The 23,633-nt window shown below is 66.6% G+C and carries 20 protein-coding genes; all 20 read left to right on the top strand.

The window, feature by feature from the left end:
* The first annotated feature begins 125 nt into the window (after positions 1-125).
* Positions 126-887, top strand: coding sequence for a 30S ribosomal protein S2 (rpsB, locus tag CFK21_RS10140; protein ID WP_096366549.1), 762 nt, complete (start codon positions 126-128; stop codon positions 885-887).
* Between the two features lie 218 nt (positions 888-1,105).
* A complete protein-coding gene (gene tsf / locus CFK21_RS10135; RefSeq protein WP_096366548.1) occupies positions 1,106-1,990 on the top strand; it encodes a translation elongation factor Ts in 885 nt (294 codons plus the stop codon).
* A gap of 176 nt (positions 1,991-2,166) precedes the next feature.
* Positions 2,167-2,877, top strand: a complete 711-nt coding sequence (pyrH, locus tag CFK21_RS10130) for a UMP kinase (protein ID WP_096366547.1) — start codon at positions 2,167-2,169, stop codon at positions 2,875-2,877.
* A 42-nt stretch (positions 2,878-2,919) separates the two neighbouring features.
* A complete protein-coding gene (gene frr, locus CFK21_RS10125; protein WP_096366546.1) occupies positions 2,920-3,477 on the top strand; it encodes a ribosome recycling factor in 558 nt (185 codons plus the stop codon).
* A 13-nt stretch (positions 3,478-3,490) separates the two neighbouring features.
* The gene (uppS, locus tag CFK21_RS10120; protein ID WP_096366545.1) at positions 3,491-4,258 is read left to right on the top strand and encodes a polyprenyl diphosphate synthase; all 768 of its coding nucleotides are present in this window, start codon (positions 3,491-3,493) and stop codon (positions 4,256-4,258) included.
* On the top strand, positions 4,251-5,066 hold the full coding sequence (locus CFK21_RS10115) for a phosphatidate cytidylyltransferase (protein ID WP_096366544.1): 816 nt from the start codon (positions 4,251-4,253) through the stop codon (positions 5,064-5,066). The genes uppS and CFK21_RS10115 overlap by 8 nt, the downstream gene beginning before the upstream one ends.
* A gap of 2 nt (positions 5,067-5,068) precedes the next feature.
* The gene (ispC, locus tag CFK21_RS10110; protein WP_096366543.1) at positions 5,069-6,280 is read left to right on the top strand and encodes a 1-deoxy-D-xylulose-5-phosphate reductoisomerase; all 1,212 of its coding nucleotides are present in this window, start codon (positions 5,069-5,071) and stop codon (positions 6,278-6,280) included.
* Positions 6,277-7,641, top strand: coding sequence for an RIP metalloprotease RseP (rseP, locus tag CFK21_RS10105; RefSeq protein WP_096366542.1), 1,365 nt, complete (start codon positions 6,277-6,279; stop codon positions 7,639-7,641). Before ispC ends, rseP begins: the two co-directional genes overlap by 4 nt.
* Positions 7,642-7,679: 38 nt before the next feature.
* Positions 7,680-9,962 (top strand): outer membrane protein assembly factor BamA, encoded by a 2,283-nt coding sequence (gene bamA, locus CFK21_RS10100; protein ID WP_096366541.1) that lies wholly within the window; start codon positions 7,680-7,682, stop codon positions 9,960-9,962.
* Positions 9,963-10,138: 176 nt separating this feature from the next.
* Positions 10,139-10,642, top strand: coding sequence for an OmpH family outer membrane protein (locus CFK21_RS10095; RefSeq protein ID WP_096366540.1), 504 nt, complete (start codon positions 10,139-10,141; stop codon positions 10,640-10,642).
* Positions 10,643-10,656: 14 nt separating this feature from the next.
* Positions 10,657-11,721, top strand: a complete 1,065-nt coding sequence (gene lpxD, locus CFK21_RS10090) for a UDP-3-O-(3-hydroxymyristoyl)glucosamine N-acyltransferase (RefSeq protein WP_231971498.1) — start codon at positions 10,657-10,659, stop codon at positions 11,719-11,721.
* Entirely contained in the window at positions 11,714-12,172 is a 459-nt protein-coding gene (fabZ, locus tag CFK21_RS10085) for a 3-hydroxyacyl-ACP dehydratase FabZ (RefSeq protein WP_096366538.1), read from the top strand. Before lpxD ends, fabZ begins: the two co-directional genes overlap by 8 nt.
* Entirely contained in the window at positions 12,169-12,939 is a 771-nt protein-coding gene (lpxA, locus tag CFK21_RS10080; RefSeq protein ID WP_096366537.1) for an acyl-ACP--UDP-N-acetylglucosamine O-acyltransferase, read from the top strand. Before fabZ ends, lpxA begins: the two co-directional genes overlap by 4 nt.
* Positions 12,940-12,952: 13 nt before the next feature.
* A complete protein-coding gene (gene lpxB / locus CFK21_RS10075; RefSeq protein ID WP_172844289.1) occupies positions 12,953-14,143 on the top strand; it encodes a lipid-A-disaccharide synthase in 1,191 nt (396 codons plus the stop codon).
* Positions 14,136-14,753 carry a ribonuclease HII gene (gene rnhB, locus CFK21_RS10070; RefSeq protein ID WP_096366536.1) on the top strand — a complete coding sequence of 206 codons (618 nt, stop codon included), beginning with the start codon at positions 14,136-14,138 and terminating at the stop codon, positions 14,751-14,753. The genes lpxB and rnhB overlap by 8 nt, the downstream gene beginning before the upstream one ends.
* A gap of 267 nt (positions 14,754-15,020) precedes the next feature.
* On the top strand, positions 15,021-16,490 hold the full coding sequence (locus CFK21_RS10065) for an efflux transporter outer membrane subunit (protein ID WP_096367575.1): 1,470 nt from the start codon (positions 15,021-15,023) through the stop codon (positions 16,488-16,490).
* Positions 16,487-17,785 (top strand): efflux RND transporter periplasmic adaptor subunit, encoded by a 1,299-nt coding sequence (locus CFK21_RS10060; RefSeq protein WP_096366535.1) that lies wholly within the window; start codon positions 16,487-16,489, stop codon positions 17,783-17,785. The genes CFK21_RS10065 and CFK21_RS10060 overlap by 4 nt, the downstream gene beginning before the upstream one ends.
* Complete coding sequence (locus CFK21_RS10055) at positions 17,782-18,492, top strand: ABC transporter ATP-binding protein (RefSeq protein WP_096366534.1); 711 nt, start codon at positions 17,782-17,784, stop codon at positions 18,490-18,492. Before CFK21_RS10060 ends, CFK21_RS10055 begins: the two co-directional genes overlap by 4 nt.
* Entirely contained in the window at positions 18,492-19,694 is a 1,203-nt protein-coding gene (locus CFK21_RS10050) for an ABC transporter permease (protein WP_096366533.1), read from the top strand. The genes CFK21_RS10055 and CFK21_RS10050 overlap by 1 nt, the downstream gene beginning before the upstream one ends.
* 283 nt (positions 19,695-19,977) lie before the next feature.
* A complete protein-coding gene (gene dnaE, locus CFK21_RS10045) occupies positions 19,978-23,481 on the top strand; it encodes a DNA polymerase III subunit alpha (RefSeq protein ID WP_096366532.1) in 3,504 nt (1,167 codons plus the stop codon).
* Positions 23,482-23,633: the final 152 nt, after the last annotated feature.

The following is a 23,633-nucleotide window of genomic DNA, read 5'->3' as shown; positions in this document are numbered from 1 at the left end:
CCCCACTGAGTGAGGGCGAATTTTTATCTCAAAAACCACACATACTCCGACACATACAGCGGGGTGCCCGGTTGACAGGGGTTGCTGTATGGGGGGTATGGAGGCCCAACCCGAGAGGATATCTCATGGCAGACGTTACCATGCGCCAGATGCTGGAAGCCGGCGTGCACTTCGGACATCAGACCCGCTTCTGGAACCCCAAAATGGCGCCGTTCATCTTCGGTGAACGCAGCAAGATCCACATCATCAACCTGGAAAAGACCCTCCCGCTGTACAACGAGGCGATGAACTACCTCGGCAGCCTTGCCGCCAAGGGCGGGAGCATCCTGTTCGTCGGCACCAAGCGCTCGGCCCGTGATGCCATCGCCGAGGAGGCGCAGCGCTGCGGCATGCCCTACGTCAGCCACCGCTGGCTCGGCGGCATGCTCACCAACTACAAGACCGTGCGCCAGTCCATCCGCCGGCTCAAGGACCTGGAGGCCATGTCCACCGACGGCACCTTCGAGCAGGTCGGCAAGAAGGAGGCGCTGATGCTGCGCCGCGAGATGGAGAAGCTCGAGCGCAGCCTGGGCGGTATCAAGAACATGAAGGGCATCCCCGATGCCATGTTCGTCATCGATGTCGGCCACGAGAAGATCGCCGTCAGCGAGGCCAGGAAACTGGGCGTGCCCGTCATCGGCGTGGTGGACACCAACAATTCCATCAACGGCATCGACTACGTGATCCCCGGCAATGACGATGCCATTCGCGCCATCCGCCTCTATGTGCAGGGTGCAGCCGATGCCGTACTGGCCGGGCGCGGCACCGCCGTGCGCATTCCCGAGGGCGAGGACGACTTCGTCGAGGTCGACGAGGCCGGCGGGGAAGGCGCCGAAGCCAAGGCCTGAGCCGAAGCGCCAAGGAACCCCTGAACAATCACCCTTTCCGTCATCCCCGCGAAAGCGGGGATCCAGGGGTTTCAGAGACATGGATGCCCGCCTGCGCGGGCATGACGAATCAACCCAAGGTTCTCGACTCAAGTCGACCATCCCGTGGATGACGATAGTTGGCACCTTTATCCAGACCCTGCCAACGACGGGGTTAAAAAGATTTCAGGAGTAGCGTCATGGCAATCTCTGCAGCACAAGTGAAAGAACTTCGCGAGCGCACCGGCTCCGGCATGATGGAGTGCAAGAAGGCGCTGACCGAGGCCGGCGGCGATATGGACGCCGCCATCGAGGTTCTGCGCAAGGCCGGGCTGGCCAAGGCCGACAAGAAGGCAGGCCGGGTGGCCGCCGAAGGCCTGATCGTGATCGAGGCCGGCGAGGACGGCAAGCAGGCCGCCCTGGTCGAGGTCAACAGCGAGACCGACTTCGTCGCCAAGAAGGACGAGTTCCGCGACTTCGCCGAGAAGGTCGCCAAACGCGTGCTGGCCAGCCAGCCGGCGGATCTGGATGCCCTGCTGGCCATGCCGCTGAGCGATGCCGACAGCCAGAGCATCGAGGAGGCGCGCAAGGCGCTGGTCGCCAAACTGGGCGAGAACATTGCCGTGCGCCGCTTCGTCACCGTCTCCACTGACGGCTATCTGGGCGCCTATCTGCACGGTACCCGCATCGGCGTGCTGGTAGAACTGGCCGACGCCAACCCCGACCTGGCCCGGGATCTGGCCATGCACGTGGCCGCCAGCCGTCCGGCCGCGGTCGACGAGCAGGACGTCCCGGCCGAGATGCTGGCCAAGGAGCGCGAGATCATCGAGGCCCAGGCCGCCGAGAGCGGCAAGCCGGCCGACATCGTCGAGAAGATGGTCCAGGGCCGCATCAACAAGTATCTCAAGGAGATCACCCTGCTGGGCCAGCCCTTCGTCAAGGATCCGGACACCAGCGTTGCCAAGCTGCTGGAGCAGGCCGGCACCCGGGTGCTCGGCTTCAACCGCATGGAACTCGGCGAGGGCATCGAGAAGAAGCAGGAAAACTTCGCCGACGAAGTGATGGCGCAGGTGCGCGGCGAATAAGCCGGTCGGGTTCAAACCGGCCGCTGCCGGAGCATGCCGAGATGGGGCCGCACTGCGGCCCCATTGCATGCGTGGCATTTCAGTGCAAAAAGACCGACAATAGCGCTGCCCCGTCGGGGATGTATTAAAGTCAAAAATCAGATTTTCCTTTTAATGCTCTGATAAAGAAGATTTTTATGCCTGACACTTATCGGCGGATCCTGCTCAAGCTCAGTGGCGAGGCCCTGATGGGCCCGATGGAGTCGGGGATCGATCCTGCGACCCTGAACCGGTTTGCGACCGAGATCAGCGATCTGCTGAAGGAGGGGGTTCAGGTCGGTCTGGTGATCGGCGGCGGCAACATCTTCCGCGGTGCGGGTCTGGCCGCCGCCGGCATGGACCGGGTCAAGGGCGATCAGATGGGCATGCTGGCCACGGTGATGAACTCGCTGGCCATGCAGGATGCGCTGATCCGGCTGGGTTCGCCCTGTCGGCTGATGACGGCCTTCAGCGTGGGTACACTGAGCGAGCCGTTCGATCGCGACCGCGCCATTCGCCATCTGGAGCAGGGGCGGGCGGTGATCTTCGCCGGCGGCACCGGCAATCCCTATTTCACCACCGATTCCGCCGCCAGCCTGCGGGCCATCGAGATCCAGGCGGATATTCTGTTCAAGGCCACCCAGGTCGATGGCGTCTATTCGGACGATCCCAAGCGCAATCCCGATGCCGAACGGTTCGAGCATCTGAGCTATGACGAGGCCATTGATCGTCGGCTCATGGTCATGGATACCACCGCGCTGGCGCTGTGTCGTGAGAACAGGCTGCCGCTGCAGGTATTCAATATTCACGAACCGGGCAATCTGCGCCGCGCGGCCACGGGCGAAGCGATCGGGACCCGGGTGGAATGACGTTATGAATGCAACGATGGTTAGCCAAACAGGAGTCGCGTCGTGATCGATGAAATCACCCAGGACGCCAGGACCCGGATGGGCAAGAGCGTCGAGGCGCTGAAGACCGAGATGTCCAAGATCCGCACCGGGCGCGCCCATCCCAGCCTGCTCGAGCACATCACCGTGGAGTACTACGGCAGCGAGGTGCCGCTCAACCAGGTGGCCAACATCAATGTAGAGGATGCCCGCACCCTGGTGGTCACACCCTGGGAGAAGCCGATGGTGTCCAAGGTGGAGAAGGCCATTCTGGAATCCGACCTGGGCCTGAACCCGGCCGTGGCCGGCACGGTGATGCGCATCCCGATGCCGCCCCTGACCGAGGAGCGGCGCCGCGATCTGATCAAGGTGGTGCGCAGCGAGGCCGAGGGCGCCAAGGTGGCGATCCGCAACATCCGCCGCGATGCCATGAACGACTTCAAGGAACTGCTCAAGGACAAGGAGATTTCCGAGGACGAGGAGCGGCGCGCCGGCGAGGCCATCCAGAAACTCACCGATCAGTACGTGGCCAAGGTCGACGAGGTTCTGGCCACCAAGGAAAAGGACCTGATGGAGATCTGAGCGCGCCGACGTCATGACCGATATCCGCCACCTGGACCCGAAGCCGACCGCGGCCGAGTTGCCCCGGCACCTTGCCATCATCATGGACGGCAACGGCCGCTGGGCGCGCCGTCACGGCATGCCGCGCCCGGCAGGCCACCGCGAGGGGGTCAAAGCCGTGCGCCGGGTGGTGGAGGCCTGCCGCAAGCGCGGTATCGCCGCACTCACCCTGTTCGCCTTCAGCAGCGAGAACTGGCGCCGGCCGGCGACCGAGGTCAAGCTGTTGATGGATCTGTTCATCAATACCCTGCGCAAGGAGATCGAGGATCTGCACGCCAACGGTGTGCGGGTACGCTTCATCGGCGATCGCAGCGCTTTTTCCGCCAGGCTGTGCCGGCTGATGGAGGAATCCGAGCAGCGCACCCGCGACAATCCCGGCATGCAGCTGGCCATCGCCGTCAATTACGGTGGCCGCTGGGACATCGTCGAGGCTGCCAGGCAGCTGGCCGTGCGGGTCCGGGCCGGGGAACTCGCGCCGGAACAGATCGATGCCGAGACCTTCGCCCGCGGCCTGTCCCTGGCCGATCTGCCCGAACCCGACCTGTTCATCCGCACCGGTGGCGAGCAGCGCATCAGCAACTACCTGCTGTGGCAACTGGCCTACACCGAACTCTATTTCACCGACCTGCTGTGGCCGGACTTCGATGCCCTGGTCCTGGAGGAGGCGCTGGCCTGGTACGCCGGACGCCAGCGCCGCTTCGGTCAGACCGGGGAGCAGGTGGAGCGCATCCAGGGTGCTTAAGCAGCGTTTGATCACAGCGCTGATTCTGTTGCCGCTGGTCGTCTGGGGCGTGCTGGCCCTGCCCACCCCGGCCTTTGCCGCGGCAGTTGCCGCTGTGCTGGTGCTGGGGGCCTGGGAATGGGCGCGTCTGATCCCGCTGCCGGTGCTGCCCCTGCGGCTGGGCTTTGCCCTGCTGGCAGCGGTGCTGTTCTACGCGGCCTGGGGCAGCGGCTGGGCGGTCACGGCCCGTGAACCGCTGCTGCTCGCAGGCACCGCCTGGTGGCTGCTGGCGCTGGCCTGGCTGGCCCGGGTCGACTGGAGCCGCGGGCGGATGCTGATCAAGGGGCTGGCCGCGGTGCCGGCGCTGGTGCCGGCCTGGATCGCCCTGGTCGCACTGCACGGGACGGGGCAGGGCGGCTACTGGGTGCTGTACCTGCTGGTGCTGATCTGGGTCGCCGACAGCGCGGCCTATTTCTCCGGCCGCCGCTTCGGCCGCCGCAAGCTGGCCCCGCGCATCAGTCCGGGCAAGACCTGGGAAGGGGTCGCCGGGGCCCTGCTGGCCTGTGCCGTGCTGGCCGTGGCCGTGAGCCTGGTGCCGAACTGGACCGCGCGCCAGCAGCTGCTCTTCGTACTGTTGAACCTGGTCGCCGTGGCTCTGTCCATTGTGGGTGACCTGTTCATCAGCGCACTCAAGCGCCAGGTCGGGGTCAAGGACAGTGGCCGACTCATTCCCGGTCACGGCGGCGTGCTGGACCGTGTCGACAGCCTGCTGGCCGCGCCGCCGGTGTTCGTCGGCGGGCTGCTCTACCTCGGACTGATGCCGGACTGATCATGGCGGATAGTGACACCAAGACAGGCGTGACCCTGCTCGGGGCAACCGGCTCCATCGGCCTGAGCACCCTCGACGTCCTGGCCCGGCACCCCGAACGCTATCGGCTCGTTGCCGTGACCGCCAACACCGACGTCGCGGGTATGCTGCGTATCTGCGAGCGGCACCGGCCCGAGTTAGCCGTAATGGCGGACACTGCTGCGGCCGAACGCCTGGAGACCGCGCTGCGCCGCGGCGGCAGCGACACCCGGGTTCTGGCGGGCAACGACGGCCTGGTGCAGGTCGCCACGCTGGACGCGGTCGACTCTGTCATGGCGGCCATCGTCGGTGCCGCCGGCCTGCCGCCCACGCTGGCTGCCGCCGCCGCCGGCAAGACGGTGCTGCTGGCCAACAAGGAGGCGCTGGTCATGTCCGGCGCCCTGTTCATGGAGCAGGTGCGCCGCCACCGCGCCACCCTGCTGCCCATCGATTCCGAACACAATGCCGTGTTCCAGTGCATGCCCGACGGCTACATCGCCGGTCAGCCGCCGCAGGGCGTGCGCCGTATCCTGCTCACCGCCTCCGGCGGTCCCTTCCGCACCCGCCGCCTCGATGAACTGGCCGGGGTCACGCCGGCCGAGGCGGTGGCGCACCCGAACTGGGATATGGGGCGCAAGATCTCGGTCGATTCCGCCACCATGATGAACAAGGGTCTGGAGGTGATCGAGGCCTGCTGGCTGTTCGCCATCGAGGTCGACCGGGTGGAGGTGGTACTGCATCCGCAGAGCGTGATTCACTCGCTCGTGGACTATGACGACGGTTCGGTCCTGGCCCAGCTGGGCAATCCCGACATGCGCACGCCCATTGCCCATGCCCTGGCCTGGCCGCAGCGCATCGCCTCGGGCGTGGCGCCGCTGGACCTGGTCGGGGTGGGGCGGCTGGACTTCGAAGCGCCGGATCTGGACCGCTTCCCCTGCCTGCGCCTGGCCTACGAGGCCATTCGTGCCGGGGGTACCGCGCCGGCCATCCTCAATGCCGCCAACGAGGTCGCGGTGGCGGCCTTTCTCGATGAAGGGCTGGCCTTCACTTCCATCCCGGAGGTGATCGAGGCCGTGCTCGGGCGGCTCGCGCCGCAGCCGGCCGGCAGCCTGGAGGCCGTGCTCGCGGCCGACGCGAGCGCCCGCGAAGCGGCGCGCGAACTGTGCGCCCGCGGACGCCGGCAGGCGGTCTCGTGAACGGCATCCTGTTCACCATCGCCGCCTTCGTCGTCGCCATCGGCCTGCTGGTGACGGTGCATGAATTCGGCCACTTCTGGGTGGCGCGGCGCATGGGCGTGAAGGTGCTGCGCTTCTCCATCGGCTTCGGCAAACCGCTCTGGTCGCGGCGCTGGGGCACGGACCGCACCGAGTTCGTCATCGCCGCCATTCCGCTGGGCGGCTACGTGAAGATGTTGGACGAGCGCGAGGCGCCGGTGCCCGAGCGGGAACTGGGACGCGCCTTCAACCGCAAGCCGGTGCTGGCGCGGATCGCGGTCGTGGCCGCGGGCCCGCTCTTTAATTTCCTGTTCGCCATCCTGGCCTACTGGTTCCTGTTCGTCAGTGGTGTGCCCGGGCTCAAGCCGGTCATCGACACCCCCCCGCCGGGCTCGCCGGCCGCCGAGGCCGGGCTGGTACAGCAAGATCGACTGCTCAGCATCGACGGCCGCGACATCCCGTCCTGGAACGAGGCCATGATTGCGTTGCTCGACGGGGCGCTGGACGCGCGCCAGCTGAACCTGCAGGTGGCCTCACCCGCGGGTGATATACGCAGCCTGACGCTGGACCTTGGCCAGGTAGCGGGTCTGCTTGATCGCGGTGACATCACCGATAAGCTCGGACTGTTGCCGTGGCGGCCGGCATTGCCGCCGGTGATGGCCGAGATCCTGCCCGGCAGCCCGGCCGAACGCGCCGGGCTGCAGCCGGGCGACCGGGTGATCGAGGCCAATGGCGAACCCATCGCGACCTGGTCCGACTGGGTCGATTTCGTCAGCGCCCGGCCGGCGAAGATCATCGATACCCTGATCGAACGCGACGGCGAGCGGCTGCAGATCAAGCTCATCCCGGAGCGCAAACAGGTCGAGGACGCGGTGATCGGGCGCATCGGCGCCGGCCCCGAGATCCCGCCCGGTTACGGCGAGGATCTGCGCACAACGGTCCGCTACGGGCCGCTGGACTCGGCAGGCCGCAGCCTGGCGCGCACCGGCGAGATGAGCGTGTTGATGCTGCGCACCCTGTGGAAGATGCTCATCGGCCAGGCCTCGGTGGAGAATATCAGCGGGCCCCTGACCATCGCCCAGTACGCGGGGCAGACCGCCAGCATCGGCCTGACGGCATTCGTCGGTCTGCTGGCGCTGGTGAGCATCAGCCTGGGCGTGCTCAATCTGCTGCCCATTCCGGTACTGGATGGCGGCCACCTGATGTATTACCTTATTGAGCTTTTGCGGGGCAGGCCGGTCTCGGAACAGACCGAGGCGCTGGGTCAGCGTATCGGTCTGGCGCTGCTGCTGGCGTTGATGACGCTGGCAATCTTCAATGACTTTGCCCGCCTGCTGCGCTGATGGCGACGCACAACCTCTTGGACTGAAGAATAATCTCTATGCGACCTACTGCCCTGGTTCTGTTTCTGACGTGGCTGCTGCCGCTGGCCGCACACGCCTTCACGTCCTTCGTCGTGGAGGACATCCGCGTCGAGGGGCTGCAGCGCATCTCGGCCGGGACCGTGTTCAACTATCTCCCGGTCAAGACCGGCGAGACCCTCGACGAGGCGCGTTCGGAGCAGGCGATCCGGGCGCTGTTCCGCACCGGCTTCTTCCAGGATGTTCAGTTGGAGCGCGACGGCAGCGTGCTGGTGGTCTCGCTGGTCGAGCGCCCGGCCATTTCCAGCATCGAGATCAGCGGCAACAAGGACATCGAGAGCGAGCCGCTGCTGGACTCGCTCAAGCAGATCGGCTTTGCCGAGGGTCGGGTATTCAACCGCTCGCTGCTGGAGAAGGTCGAGCAGGAATTGCGGGTGCAGTACTTTTCGCGCGGCAAGTACGGAGTCAAGATCACCACCACCGTCACGCCGCTGGAGCGCAACCGGGTGGGGATCACCATCGACGTCTCCGAGGGCAAGGCCGCCCGGATCAGGCAGATCAATATCGTCGGCAACGAGGTCTATGACGACGAGACCTTGTTGGATGAGTTCGAATTGAGCACGCCGACCCTGCTGTCCTTCTATACCGGCAAGGATCAGTACTCCAAGCGCAAGCTGGCCGGCGACCTGGAAACCCTGCGCTCCTTCTACCTCGATCGCGGTTATCTGAACTTCAATATCGATTCCACCCAGGTGTCGATCACCCCGGACAAGCAGGATATCTACATCACCATCAACCTGCAGGAGGGGGCGCAGTACCGCATCAAGGAAGTGCGGTTGTCGGGAGACCTGGTGGTTGACGCCGAGGAGTTGTTTCCGCTGGTCGGGGTCAATGCCGGAGAAATCTTTTCGCGCAAGCGGGTGTCCGACACGGTCGAGCGCATCAGCGAGTATCTGGGCAACGAGGGTTATGCCTTTGCCAACGTGAATACCATTCCGGATGTCGATGAGGAGAGCAAGGAGGTGCAGGTGACCTTCTTCGTCGACCCCGGCAAGCGTGTCTATGTGCGCCGCATCGACATGCGCGGCAATACCAAGACCCGCGACGAGGTGCTGCGCCGGGAGATGCGCCAGATGGAGCGCGGCTGGTTCTCGGCCTCGGCAGTGGAGCGCTCGCGTACCCGCCTGGATCGGCTGGGCTTCTTCGAGGAGGTCAATGTCGAGACCCCGGCGGTCCCGGGCGCGCCCGACCAGGTGGATGTCAACTTCTCGGTCAAGGAGCGCCCCTCGGGCAACCTGATCCTGGGCGTGGGCTACGCCCAGTCCTCGGGGCTGCTGCTCAATGCCAGCGTCAGTCAGAACAACTTCCTCGGGACGGGCAAACGGCTGTCGGTGAATTTCAACAACAGCGACTACGACACCCTGTACAGCTTCAACTATTCCAACCCCTATTACACCATCGACGGCATCAGCCGCGGCTTCGGCGCCTTCTACCGCGAGACCGATGCGGCCGAGGCCAATATCGCCGAATACAATGTCGATTCCTTCGGCGGCAATGTCAGCCATGGCATTCCCATCAGCGAATTCAACCAGATCCGGCTCAATGTCGAGTACGAGCACATCGAACTGGGCACGACGATCATCTCGCCCTTTATCGTCGAGGACTTCATCAATGCGGAGGGGGATACCTTCGATACCCTCAAGCTGACCGGCAGCTGGTCATATGATTCACGTAACCGTGCGATCTTCGCCGATCGGGGCACGCTGCAGAGTGTGTCGGCCGAGGTGACCGTGCCGGGGCTGGACCTGCAGTACTACAAGCTCAATCTGCGCCAGCAGGTATTCCTGCCGCTGACCGAACTGTTCACACTCTCGCTCAACGCCGAGATAGGCTACGGCGGGGCTTATGGCGATTTCGACGCGCTGCCCTTCTTCGAAAACTTCTTCGCCGGCGGCGTGCGCACGGTGCGCGGCTGGGAGGACAATACCCTCGGCCCGCGTGACGCCCGCTTCAACGACCCCATCGGCGGTGCCTTCAAGACGGTGGGCAATGTGGAACTGATCTTCCCGCCGCCCTTCTTCGCCGATTCCAACTCGTTCCGCATGCTCGGCTTTTTCGATATCGGCAATGTCTATGAAGACGTGGATGACTTCGATGCGAACGAACTGCGCTATTCTGTCGGTGTCGGCGCGACCTGGCTGTCTCCGCTGGGGGCGTTGACCTTCAGTCTGGCCCAGCCGCTCAATGACGAGCCCGAGGACGATGTGCAGGTGTTCCAGTTCACCGTGGGCACGAATTTCTGAGCAAGCGCTGATTTATTCGTCATGCCCGCAAAAGTGGGCATCCATGTCCTGAAACCACTGGATTCCCGCCTTCGCGGGAATGACGGAAGGGGAAATAATCAGAGATTCCCTGAGCTATCAACCCGGCAGCCTGATATGTCGGGCCCGGACAACGAAACTGAGGAGTGGTATCAGTCATGAACAAGCTTATGCGTATCTTCGCCCTGTCCCTGCTGGTGTTGCCCCTGTCGGTGCTGGCCGAGGTCAAGGTGGGTTTCGTCAATACCGCCAAGCTGATGGAGGAGGCCCCGCAGGCCCAGGATGCCAGCAAGCAGATGGAAACCGAATTCGCTCCGCGCGAGAAGGAGTTGATCTCCCTGCAGCGCGAGATCAAGCAGATGGAGGACAAGCTGACCCGTGACGGCGCGGTGATGAGCGAGTCCGAGCGCAGCAAGGCCGAACGCGAACTGCTCAACCAGAAGCGGGATCTGAAACGCTCGCAGGACGAGTTCCGTGAGGATCTGAATATCCGCCGCAACGAACTGCTGGCGAGGCTGCAGAAGGAGCTCAACGATGCCATCGTCGCCCTGGCCAAGGCGGAGGGCTATGACCTGGTGCTGTTCGAGGGCGTCGTCTTCGCCAGCGACCGCATCGATATTACCGATGCCGTGCTGGAACAGCTGCGGCGCGGGGGCAACTGATCCGGGGCGCTGCTTTGACCTGGACGCTTGAGGCGCTGGCGCGTCAACTGGAAGTGCGCCTGGTCGGAGACGGCGCCACCTGCATCGACGGCGTCTGCACCCTGCAGCAGGGCCGCGAGGGCGGCCTGAGCTTCCTGGCGAATACGGCTTACCGCAAATACCTCCACAATACCCGGGCCAGCGCAGTCATCGTCGCGGACGAGGATCTGGCCGACTGCCCGGTGCCGGCGCTGGTCAGCGACAACCCCTATGCCACGTATGCCCGCGCCGCGACCCTGCTGAGTGAACTTCCTGCGCCCGCGCCCGGGGTGCATCCCAGCGCCGTGGTGCATCCTCAGGCGCAGGTCGACACCTCGGCAAGTGTCGGCCCACTTTGTGTTATCGAAGCAGGTGCGGTCATCGGTGAGGACTGTGTGCTCGGCCCCAATTGCCTGGTCGGCCGCGGTGCGCGTGTGGGTGCCGGCACCCGGCTGGTGGCCAATGTCACCCTGTGTCACGAGGTCAGGCTGGGCCGGGGCTGTCTGCTGCATCCCGGCGTGGTGATCGGCAGTGACGGTTTCGGCATCGCCAAGGATCAGGGCCGCTGGCTCAAGGTGCCGCAGCTGGGCGGGGTGGAGATCGGCGATGATGTCGAGATCGGCGCCAACACCACGGTCGATCGCGGCGCGCTGGAGAACACGGTCATTGCCGGCGGCGCCAAGCTCGACAATCAGATCCAGGTGGCGCACAACGTCCATATCGGCGAACATACCGCCGTTGCCGGCTGTGTGGGTATCTCCGGCAGTGCGCGCATCGGCAGCCACTGCCTGCTGGCCGGCGGTGTGGGCGTGGTGGGGCACCTGGAGATTGCCGACCACACGGTGGTGACCGGCATGTCCATGGTCACCCGCTCCATCACCGAGGCGGGTGTGTATTCCTCCGGACTCGCCGCCATGCCGGCGGATAAATGGAACCGTATCCAGGCCCGCCTGCGGCGTCTCGATGACATGGCCCGGCGGCTGCAGAGTCTGGAACAACAGCTGACCGCGCTGCGGGACGGCGCAATCGATAAGAAATCACCGGACAACGAGAATGACTGACACTTTAATGGACATCAATGAAATCATGCGGGAGTTGCCGCATCGCTATCCTTTTCTGCTGATCGACCGGGTCACCGAATACGTCGCCGGCGAACACCTGGTGGGCTACAAGAACGTCAGTTTCAACGAGCCCTTCTTCAACGGGCACTTTCCGGAAAAACCCATCATGCCCGGTGTGCTCGTCATCGAGGCGCTGGCCCAGGCCACCGGTCTGCTGGCCTTCCGCAGTATGGGCCGGGAAGGGCGCAGGGAGAACGTACTCTACTACCTGGTGGGCGTGGACAAGGCCCGCTTCAAGCGTCCGGTCGAGCCGGGCGATCAACTGATGCTGCATGTGCGGGTGAAGAACACCCGGCGCGGCATCTGGGTGTTCGAGGCCGAGGCGAAGGTGGACGGCAAGCTCGCCGCCAGCGCCGAACTCATGTGCACCGAGAGGGCAGTCGAATCTTGATTCATGCCCAGGCCCTGGTCGATCCCGGCGCGATGCTGGCGACCGGGGTGGAGGTCGGACCCTTCAGCGTGATCGGCCCTGACGTGAGCATCGAGGCGGGCACGGTCATCGGCCCGCACGTGGTCATCAACGGGCCCACCCGCATCGGCCGCGACAACCGTATCTACCAGTTCGCCTCCATCGGCGAGGCGCCGCAGGACAAGAAATACGCCGGCGAGCCCACCGAACTGGTCATCGGTAACCACAACACCATCCGCGAAGGGGTCACCATCCATCGCGGGACCGTGCAGGATCGCGGCCGCACCACCCTTGGCGATGACAACTGGATCATGGCCTATGTGCATATCGCCCACGACTGCGATGTCGGCAGTCATACCATCCTTGCCAACAATACCGCCCTGGCCGGGCACGTGCGGGTCGGTGACCATGCCATCCTCGGCGGCTTCACCCTGGTGCACCAGTTCTGCGCCATCGGCGCCCATGCCTTCACCGCCTTCGGCAGCGTGATCGGCAAGGATGTGCCGCCCTTCATGATGGTTTCCGGTCATCCCGCCCATGTCCACGGGCTCAACAGCGAAGGCCTGAAGCGGCGCAATTTCTCCGCCGGCAGCCTGCGCGCACTCAAGCAGGCCTACCGGACGCTGTATCGCAGCGGCCTGCCGCTGGAACAGGCGCTGGTCCAGCTGCAGGCGGAGCAGGGCGGGGATGCGCAGGTGCAGTCTCTGATCGCCTTTCTGCAGCAGCAGACCCGCGGCATCGTGCGCTGAAGATTCAGCTGTCATGGATGAAACCACCGACACCGGCCGGACCAGACCTCTTCCGCCGCTGCGCATCGCCATGGTGGCGGGCGAGGCCTCGGGCGACCAGCTCGGCGCCGGCCTGATCCACGCCCTGCGCGAACAGCTGGCCGGCAGGCGGGAACTGATGGTGGAGGGCATCGGCGGCCCGGAAATGCAGGCGGCGGGCTGCCGCAGTCTCTATCCCATGGAGGCCCTGTCGGTGATGGGGCTGGTGGAGGTGCTGCGGCATCTGCCCGGGTTGTTGCGGCTGCGCCGCCGGCTGGCCCGGCAGCTGCTGGCCGAACCGCCCGATGTATTCGTCGGCATCGACGCCCCGGATTTCAACCTGGGCCTGGAGCGCCGCCTGCACCGGCAGGGCATCCGCACACTGCACTATGTCAGCCCGTCGGTGTGGGCCTGGCGCGGCTACCGCATCAAGCGCATCGTGCGTAGCCTGGACCGGATGCTGACCCTGTTCCCCTTCGAGGCCGAATTCTACCGCCGCCATGCCGTGCCGGTGACCTTCGTGGGCCATCCCCTGGCCGAGCGCATCCCGCTGCTGCCGGATGCGACTGCCGCCCGGCAGCAGCTGGGACTGCCCGAGCGCGGTCCGCTGGTGGCGGTGCTCCCCGGCAGCCGGCTGGGCGAGGTACAGCGGTTGGCGCAACCCTTCATCGAGACCCTGCAGTGGTGCCTGGAACGCGACCGCGGACTGCATTTCATCGTGCCCTGCGCCAGTCCCCGGACCCGGGAGCTGTTCGAGTCCATCCTTGCCCGCAGTGCGGCGGACCTGCCGCTGACCCTGCTCGACGGCCGCGCCCGCACCGCCATGACCGCCGCCGATGCGGTGCTGCTGGCCTCGGGCACCGCGGCGCTGGAGGCCATGCTGCTCAAGCGCCCCATGGTAGTGGCCTACCGGCTGGCGCCGGCCACCCACTGGATGATGAAACGGCTGGTCAGGGTGCCGCACTACAGTCTGCCCAACCTGCTGGCCGGCGAGGCCCTGGTGCCCGAGTACATCCAGGACGAGGTCACGCCGGTCAATCTGGGCCAGGCGCTGCTCAACCAGCTGCACAATCCGGCCCGTCGCAGCCTGCTGACCCGACGCTTCCGGGAACTGCACACCGAGTTGCAGCACAATGCCGACCAGGCCGCCGCGGCCGCGGTGCTGGAGGTGGCCGGCCATGCCTGAGCAGGCGGAACTGGATTTCATTGTCGATGCCACCGGTTGCGTTGCCGGCGTGGACGAGGCCGGGCGCGGCCCCCTGGCCGGACCGGTGGTGGCCGCCGCGGTCATCCTGGACCCGGCCCGGCCGCTGTCGGGCCTGGCCGATTCCAAGACCCTGAGCGAGAAGCGGCGCGGCGTGCTGGCCGCTCAGATCCGGGAACAGGCCCTGGCCTGGGCCCTGGGCCGGGCCGAGGTCGAGGAGATCGACCGCATCAACATCCTCCAGGCCAGTCTGTTGGCCATGCAGCGCGCGGTCGCCGCCCTGGGGGTGGCGCCGGAACTGGCCCTGATCGACGGCAACCGCTGTCCCGAACTGCCCTGCGCATCGCAGGCCGTCATCAAGGGCGACAGCCGGGTCGAGGCCATCAGCGCCGCCTCCATCCTGGCCAAGGTGGCGCGCGACGCGGAGATGATCGCTCTGGATGCGCAGTATCCCGGCTACGGTCTGGCCAGCCACAAGGGCTATCCCTGCCAGGCCCATCTGGCCGCGCTGGAGCGCCTGGGGGTGACGCCCATCCATCGCCGTTCCTATGCGCCGGTGCGGCGCCTGATTGAACAGGGACGGGGCCGATAGGCTAGAGCCGGGGAAAAGCGGTCTCACAGGCCGGATCGGCTGCAGGCCCGTTTCCGGCAACTGTCCGTATATGTCGGATGGGGTGTGCTTGTTCCAGCCCGCGATTGCACACCCTTCACCGTGAGCGTGCAGTATCCGCCGGCACCGCCGGATCCCCGCCCTGAGCTTGATGTGGGTCAGATCCCCCGGGCGAATACAGGCTAGGATACGTGTTACTTGTGGCTCATGGACATGGACATGGACATGGGCCGTGCCGGGACAGAGGATATGAAGCCGCACGGATATTCGTTGTTGTTGCCGCCGCATGCCGTGCTCTGCACGGTGATTGCCTCGCTGTTGTCCGCCTGTGCCGCGGTCGGTCCGGACTACCAGGCACCGCAACCCGGGGTGCCCGCGCACTGGGGGACGGCAACCGATACCCGCGCCCCGGATGCCGCCGTGCTGGCCGAATGGTGGCGCCAGTTCGAGGATCCGCTGCTGAACGCGCTGGTGGACGAGGCCCTGGCCGCCAACCGCGAGCTGGCCACCGCCCGGGCCCAGCTGCGCGAGGCGCGGGCGCGGCGCGCCCTGGCCGGCGCCCAGCTCGGGCCTGCACTGGACGCCGCGGCCTCGGCGGCCCGCAGTACGTCGAGCGAAACGCTCGGGACCGGCGCCACGCGCGATCTGTACAGCGCCGGCTTCGACGCCGCCTGGGAGCCGGACATCTTCGGCGGCCTGCGCCGCGGCCGCGAGGCCGCCGCCGCCGAACTCGACGCCAGCCTCGAGACACTGCGCGACACCCGGGTCTCGCTGGCCGCCGAGGTGGTACTGAACTACACCGATCTGCGCACGGCCCAGCGGCGCCTGGCCGTGGCCGAGGCCAGTGTCGCCGCCCGCCGCGAAACCCATGACCTGACCCGCTGGCGCTGGCAGGCGGGACTGGTGCCGGAACTGGATGTCGCCCAGGCGCGCACCGATCTGGAGAGCGCGCAGGCCGCGCTGCCGGCGCTGCGCAGCGCGGTGAGCGCGGCCCGACACCGGCTGGCGGTACTGCTGGGCCGGAATCCGGGCGCACTGCGCGAACGGCTTGCCGCGACGGCCGCCGTGCCCCTGGCCGGGCGCGCGGCCGCCGTCGGCATTCCCGCCGACGTGCTGCGGCGACGCCCGGACGTGCGTGCCGCCGAACGGCGGCTGGCGGCACAGACCGCCCGCCTGGGCCAGGCCGAGGCGGCGCGTTATCCCGGTTTCCGGCTGTCCGGCTCCATCGGACTGGAGGCGTTGAGCCTGTCCGGTCTGAACAACAATGGCGCGGATGCCCGTTCGCTGCTGGGTGCCGTCACTGCGCCGATCTTCCAGTCCGGCCGCATCCGCGCCAACATCGGGATCCAGGACGCGCTGCTCGAGCAGGCGCGGCTGGGCTACGAGGCGGCGGTACTGGCCGCGCTCGAGGAGGTGGAGAACGCCCTGGTCGACGTGGCCGCAACCGCCGAACGCCGGGAGCGCCTGGCCCGGGCCGTGGCGGCGGCGCGGGAGGCCCATACGATCGCCGAACAGCGCTATGCCGCCGGGCTGGCCGATTTCCTCTCCGTGCTCGACAGCCAGCGCAGCCTGCTCAGCCTGGAGGACCAGCTCGCCAGCAGTACCGGGGAGCTGGCGGCGGCCCAGATCCGGCTCTACAAGGCCCTCGGCGGCGGCTGGGCGCCCGCATCCGCATCCGTTGCGGCGCCGGACACAGCACATACCAGGATCGATCCATGAACGATACTTCCCGACCCGACGGCGGTCCGGCCGCCGACCTCGAAGCCATCCTGACCCGGCAGGGCAGCGGCGGCCGGCTGCGCCGCTGGCGCCTGCCGTTGATCGCCGGCCTGATTCTGCTGCTACTGGCCGCCTACTTCATGTTCGGCGGCAATGGCGATGCCGGCAAGCCGCAGTACCGCACCGAGACCGTGGAGCGCGGCACGCTGGTGGTGACGGTATCGGCCACCGGCCGGCTGGAGCCGACCAACCAGGTGGAGGTCGGCAGCGAGATGTCCGGCACGGTCGAGTCGGTGTTCGTCGACGACGATGACCGCGTGACCGAGGGCCAGATACTGGCCGAACTCGACCTGTCCAAGTTCGAGGATGCGGTGGCCCGCTCGCGCGCGACGGTGGCCGCGGCCGAAGCGGCCCTGGAACAGGCCGAGGCCACGGTCACCGAGGTGCGGGCGCGGCTGGCGCGGTTTCGCGAGGTCTCACGCCTGTCCGGCGGCAAGGTGCCCTCGCATGCCGAGATGGAGACCGCCGAGGCCGAACTGGCACGGGCCGAAGCCGATGTGGCCAGCGCGCAGGCCGGGGTCGCCCAGGCGCGGGCCGCGCTGCGCAGCGACGAGACCAACCTGTACAAGGCCCGCATCCGTTCGCCCATCGACGGCGTGGTGCTGGAGCGCGCGGTCGACCCGGGCCAGACGGTGGCCGCCTCGCTGCAGGCGGTGACCCTGTTTCTGCTGGCCGAGGATCTGACCCAGATGGAACTGCGGGTGGACGTGGACGAGGCCGATGTCGGCCAGGTGCAGCCCGGGCAGCCGGCCGGCTTCAGCGTCGATGCCTGGCCGGGACGGCGCTTCGAGGCCGAGATCATCCGTGTCGGCTACAACGCCACCGACAGCGATGGCGTGATCTCCTATCCGGCCGTGCTCAAGGTGGACAACCGGGATCTGAGTCTGCGCCCGGGCATGACCGGCACGGCCGAGATCACGACCCTGGTGCGCGAGGACGCCCTGCTGGTCCCCAATGCCGCGCTGCGCTTCACGCCGCCGGCAGCGACGGCGGCGGAGGATTCCGGCCGCGGCGTGATCGGATCGCTGATGCCGCGGCGGCCGGCCCAGAGCAGTTCCCGGCCCCGGACCGCGGGCAGCGGCGGGGGCGGCCAGGGTCTGTGGGTACTGCGCGATGGACAGGCGGTCAGGCTGACGGTCGAGACCGGCGCGACCAACGGCCGCGTCACCGAGATCCTCGGCGGCGGCCTCGAGCCCGGCATGGAGGTCATTACCGAGATGTCGGTGACCCGATGACCGCGGACGACGCGCCGCTGATCCGCCTGCAGGGGATCACCAGGACCTACGGCCAGGGCCGGGCCGCCTTCCAGGCCCTGCGCGGCATCGACCTGGACGTCCGGCCGGGGGAGTTCATCGCGGTGATGGGGCCGAGCGGCTCGGGCAAGTCCACGGCCATGAATATCCTCGGCTGCCTGGATACGCCCTCCGGCGGCAGCTATGCCTTTCAGGGGATGCAGGTGGAGCGGCTGACGCGCGACCAGCGCGCACTGCTGCGGCGGCACTTTCTCGGTTTCGTGTTTCAGGGCTTCAATCTGCTGGCGCGCACCACCGCGCTGGAGAATGTGGAACTGCCGCTGATCTATCGCGGGGCGCCGGCCGCGGCCCGCCATGCCGCGGCCCGGGCCGCGCTGGCCCAGGTCGGCCTCGAAGGCTGGGAGCACCATACCCCGGGGGAGTTGTCCGGCGGCCAGCAGCAGCGCGTGGCCATCGCCCGCGCCATCGTCACCGGCCCCCGGGTGCTGCTGGCCGACGAGCCCACCGGCAACCTGGACACCCATACCAGCGTTGAAATCATGGAACTGATCGCCGCCCTCAATCGCGACAGCGGCATCACCGTGTTGATGGTTACCCACGAGCCGGACATGGCCGCCTACGCCCGGCGCGTCGTGCGCTTCGTCGATGGGCGGGTGGACAGCGACACGCGCTCGGAGGCTCAGGTCTGATGTGGTGGAACACCCTGATGCTGGCCCTGCGCGCCATCCGCCGCAACCTGATGCGCTCCTTTCTGACCATCCTCGGCGTGGTCATCGGTGTGGCCGCAGTCATCACCATGGTGACGCTGGGCAACGGCGCCACCCGCTCGGTGGCCGACCAGATCGCCAGCATGGGCAGCAACCTGCTCATGGTGCGCCCCGGCCAGCGCTTCGGCCCGGCGGCGGAGGCCGCACCCAATTTCAAACTCGCCGACGTCGAGGCGGTGCGCAACCAGATCGGCGGCACGGCGGCGGTGGCGCCGGTGGTGAGCAGTGCAGTGACGGCCGTGTTCCAGGCCAGCAACTGGTCCACCTCGGTCACCGGCAGCAGCAACGCCTATTTCACCGCCGCCAACTGGGAGATCGTCGCCGGGCGCAGTTTCACCGAACTCGAGGAGCGCGCCGGCAAGGCGGTGTGCGTGATCGGCGAGACAGTGCGGGAGAATCTGTTCGGGCAGCAGAATCCGGTGGGTGCGGAGATCCGCATCCGGCAGTTCGCCTGCGAGGTGATCGGGTTGCTCGGCGCCAAGGGCCAGTCGGCGATGGGCTCGGATCAGGACGACACCGTGATCATGCCGCTGCGCACGGTGCAGCGGCGCCTGGTCGGCAATACGGATGTGCGCATGATCATGGTCTCGGTGGCCGCCGGCGCCTCGATCGACCGGGTCAAGGCCCAACTGATTTCGCTGCTGCGCGAGCGGCGCAACATCAGCGAGTTCGAGGATGACGACTTCCGGGTCATGGATACACGCCAGATCGCCGAGACCCTGACCGGCACCACCCGCGTCCTGACCCTGCTGCTCGGTGCGGTGGCCGCGGTGAGCCTGCTGGTGGGCGGCATCGGCATCATGAACATCATGCTGGTGTCGGTCACCGAGCGTACCCGCGAGATCGGTATCCGCCTGGCCATCGGCGCGCTCGAGCGCGACGTGCTGCTGCAGTTCCTGATCGAGGCGGTGGTGCTGTCCAGCCTGGGCGGTGTGATCGGTATTCTGCTGGCCGCGGGCGCCTCGGTGTTTCTCGCCGGCCTGATGTCGGTGCCCTATATCTTCGATCCGGCCATCAACCTGCTTTCGTTCGTGTTCTCCGCCGCCATCGGCGTGATGTTCGGTTACTTCCCGGCCCGCCGCGCGGCCCGCCTGGATCCGATCGACGCCCTGCGCCACGAGTGAACCGGAACGCAATGACGGATTAATCAGGGAACCTCTGATTTATTCGTCATTGCGAGGCGCGTAGCGCCGCGGCGATCTCCAACCGATTGATTCTGCAGTGTGAGATTGCTTCGCTACGCTCGCAATGACGAGAATCATCGAATTAATCAGAGTTTCCTCAGGTATTTCCTTATGAAACTCTGCGTCTCCGCGCCTCTGTGCCCTCTGCGTTGTTCTCGCCCAGGCTCTGAGCCCAACTGTCAAGCCTTGCATCCCCCGCCGCGGTGCCGGAAACTTTGCCCCCATGCCCGTCTCCTTCGTCCATCTCCGCCTGCACACCGAGTACTCCCTGGTCGACGGGATTGTGCGCATCAAGCCGCTGGTCAAGGCGGCGCGCGCGGCGGGCATGCCGGCGGTGGCAGTCACCGACCAGTGCAACCTGTTCGCCATGGTCAAGTTCTACAAGGCGGCCATCGCCGGCGGGCTCAAGCCGCTCATCGGCGTGGACCTGTGGCTGGAGAATCCCAACGATCCCAACCAGCCGCACCGGCTGACCCTGCTGTGCCAGAACAACCAGGGCTATCTGAATCTGTCGCAGCTGGTTTCGCGCACCTACACCGAGGGCCAGCACGGCGGCGTGCCGGTATTGAAACGCGACTGGCTGGACGGCCTGACCGACGGCCTGATCGCCCTGTCGGGCGGACGTCAGGGTGACATCGGTCAGGCGTTGCTTGCCGGGCACGCCGATGTCGCTGCCGACCTGCTCGCCGACTGGCGGCGTCTGTTCCCCGACCGCTTCTACCTGGAATTGCAGCGCACCGGCCGCGAGTACGAGGAGGACTACCTGCATGCCGCGGTCGACCTGGCCGCGCAACAGGGCGTGCCGGTGGTGGCCACCAACGATGTGCGCTTCATCCAGGCCGATGGCTTCGAGGCCCACGAAGCCCGCGTCTGCATCCATGACGGCCGCACCCTGGACGATCCGCGCCGGCCGCGCCTGTACAGCGATCAGCAGTACCTGAAGACACCGGAGGCGATGGCGGAGCTGTTCGCCGACATCCCCGAGGCGCTGGAGAACACGGTCGAGATCGCCCGGCGCTGCAACCTGGAACTGACCCTGGGCGAGAACTTCCTGCCGGAATTCCCGATTCCCGACGGGATGACCATGGAGGAATACTTCAATCAGCAGGCGCACGCAGGCCTGGAGCAGCGCCTGGACAAGCTGTTCGACCGCACCGCCCCGGAATTCGCCGAGCAGCGCAGACCCTATGACGAGCGCCTGCAGATCGAACTGGACGTCATCAACCAGATGGGTTTTCCCGGCTACTTTCTCATCGTGGCCGACTTCATCCAGTGGGCCAAGTCCAACGGCGTGCCGGTGGGGCCGGGGCGCGGTTCGGGCGCCGGCTCGCTGGTCGCCTATGCCCTGACCATCACCGATCTCGATCCCATCGCCTACGACCTGCTGTTCGAGCGCTTCCTCAATCCCGAACGCGTGTCCATGCCCGACTTCGACGTCGACTTCTGCATGGAGGGACGCGACCGCGTCATCGACTATGTCGCCCGCCGCTACGGCCGCGAGAAGGTCTCGCAGATCATCACCTACGGCTCCATGGCGGCCAAGGCGGTGGTGCGCGACGTCGGCCGGGTGCTCGGGCATCCCTACGGCTTTGTCGACCGCATCGCCAAGCTGATCCCGTTCGAGATCGGCATGACCCTGGACAAGGCGCTGGCGCAGGAGGAGGAACTCAAACGCCTGGTCGACGAGGACGAGGAGGTGCGCGGCATCATCGAGCTGGCGCAGTCGCTGGAGGGCCTGGCGCGCAATGCCGGCAAGCACGCCGGCGGCGTGGTGATCTCGCCGACCAAGCTGACCGACTTCACCCCGCTGTACTGCGAACACGGCTCGGAGAGCATCGTCAGCCAGTTCGACAAGGACGACGTCGAGGCGGTCGGCCTGGTCAAGTTCGACTTCCTCGGCCTGCGCACCCTGACCATCATCGACTGGGCCCTGCGCAGCGTGAACGCCATCCGCCGCGAGGCCGGCGAGCCCGACGTGGACATCGAGACCATTCCGCTGGACGACCCGGACAGCTTCAGGCTGCTCAAGGGCTGCAAAACCACCGCCGTATTCCAGCTCGAGTCCAGCGGCATGAAGGACCTGATCCGGCGCCTGCAGCCGGACAGCTTCGAGGACATCATCGCCCTGGTCGCGCTGTTCCGCCCCGGGCCGCTGCAGTCGGGCATGGTGGACGACTTCATCGCCCGCAAACACGGGCGCCAGCGGGTCGAATACCCGCATCCCGATCTGGAGCCGATCCTGGCGCCCACCTACGGCGTGATCCTGTACCAGGAGCAGGTGATGCAGATCGCCCAGGTGCTGGCCGGCTACACCCTGGGCGGCGCCGACCTGCTGCGCCGCGCCATGGGCAAGAAGAAGCCCGAGGAGATGGCCAAGCAGCGCGAGATCTTCACCCGGGGCGCACTGGAGCGCGGGGTGGAGGAGAAGACCGCCACCTACATCTTCGACCTGATGGAGAAGTTCGCCGGCTACGGCTTCAACAAGTCGCACTCGGCGGCCTATGCCCTGGTCTCCTACCAGACCGCCTGGCTCAAGGCGCACTATCCGGCCGCCTTCATGGCGGCGGTGCTGTCGGCGGACATGGACAACACCGACAAGGTGGTCACCCTGATCGACGAATGCCGCGACATGCAACTCGGCGTCATCCCCCCCAGCGTCAACCGTTCCATGTACCGTTTCACTGCCGAGGGCGTGGATACGGTGGTCTACGGTCTGGGGGCCATCAAGGGCGTGGGCCAGGGCGCGATCGAAAGCATGATCGCCGAGCGCGAGGCCAACGGGCCGTTCGCGGACCTGTTCGATTTCTGCCGGCGGGTGGATCTGCGCAAGCTCAACCGCCGGGTGCTGGAGGCACTGATCCGGGCCGGGGCGCTGGACGAGATCGGCTCCAACCGCGCCACCCTGATGGCGCAGCTGCCGATGGCGCTGAAACTGGCCGAGCAGCATGTGCGCGATGCCGACCTGGGCCAGAACGACCTGTTCGGCGAGGCCGGACCGGCGCCGGTGGACAAGCCGCTGGACCTGGTCGAACTGCCCGAGTGGACCGAGGATGAGCGCCTGACCGGCGAGAAGGAAACCCTGGGGCTGTATCTCAGCGGCCATCCCATCTGCCGCTACGAGGCCGAGCTGGCGCATTTCACCAGCGGGCGTATCGCCGATGTCGTCCCCGACAGCGTGCCGGCCGACGGCGGCAACAGCCGCGGTCAGGAACGCACTGTCACGCTCGCCGGTCTGGTGATAGCCCTGCGGGTGCGCAACACCCGGCGCGGCCGCATGGCCTTCGCCACCCTGGATGATCGCAGCGCGCGCATCGAGGTGAGGGTCTTCTCCGACACCTTCGAGGCCCACCGCAACCTGCTGGCCAGGGACCGGGTGCTGGTGATCAAGGGCTCACTGGCGCTGGACGACTATTCCGGCGGCTACCAGCTCACCGCCGACGAGATCTACGACATCAGCCAGGCCCGCGCCGCCTTCGCCCGCCGGCTGGTGATCGAGGTCGACGCCGCGCGTGCCGGCAACGGCTTCATGCAGCACCTGGCCGAGACCCTGCAGCCCTATCGCGAGGGCCGCTGCCCGGTCTGGCTCAACTACCACAACGACCGCGCCCGGGCCCATATCATGCTGGGCAATGAGTGGCGGGTGCAGCCCGCCGACGAACTGCTGCACCGCCTGGACGAACTGGCCGGCGGCGAAGGGCGGGTGCAGGTCGAGTACAATACCCACTGAAAGTGAAAATCTTCAACGCAGAGGCGCGAAGGCGCAGAGGACGCAAGATGTATGAGAGGTAGGTCGGGTTAGCCCATTCGGGCGTAACCCGACAGGATCTCCTGCCGAGTGTCGGGTTACGCTGCGCTAACCCGACCTACTACTCTGCCCAG

The organism is Thiohalobacter thiocyanaticus (genome assembly GCF_002356355.1).
Classification (GTDB): Bacteria; Pseudomonadota; Gammaproteobacteria; order Thiohalobacterales; family Thiohalobacteraceae; genus Thiohalobacter; species Thiohalobacter thiocyanaticus_A.
This window is presented reverse-complemented; position numbering and strand designations above follow the sequence as displayed.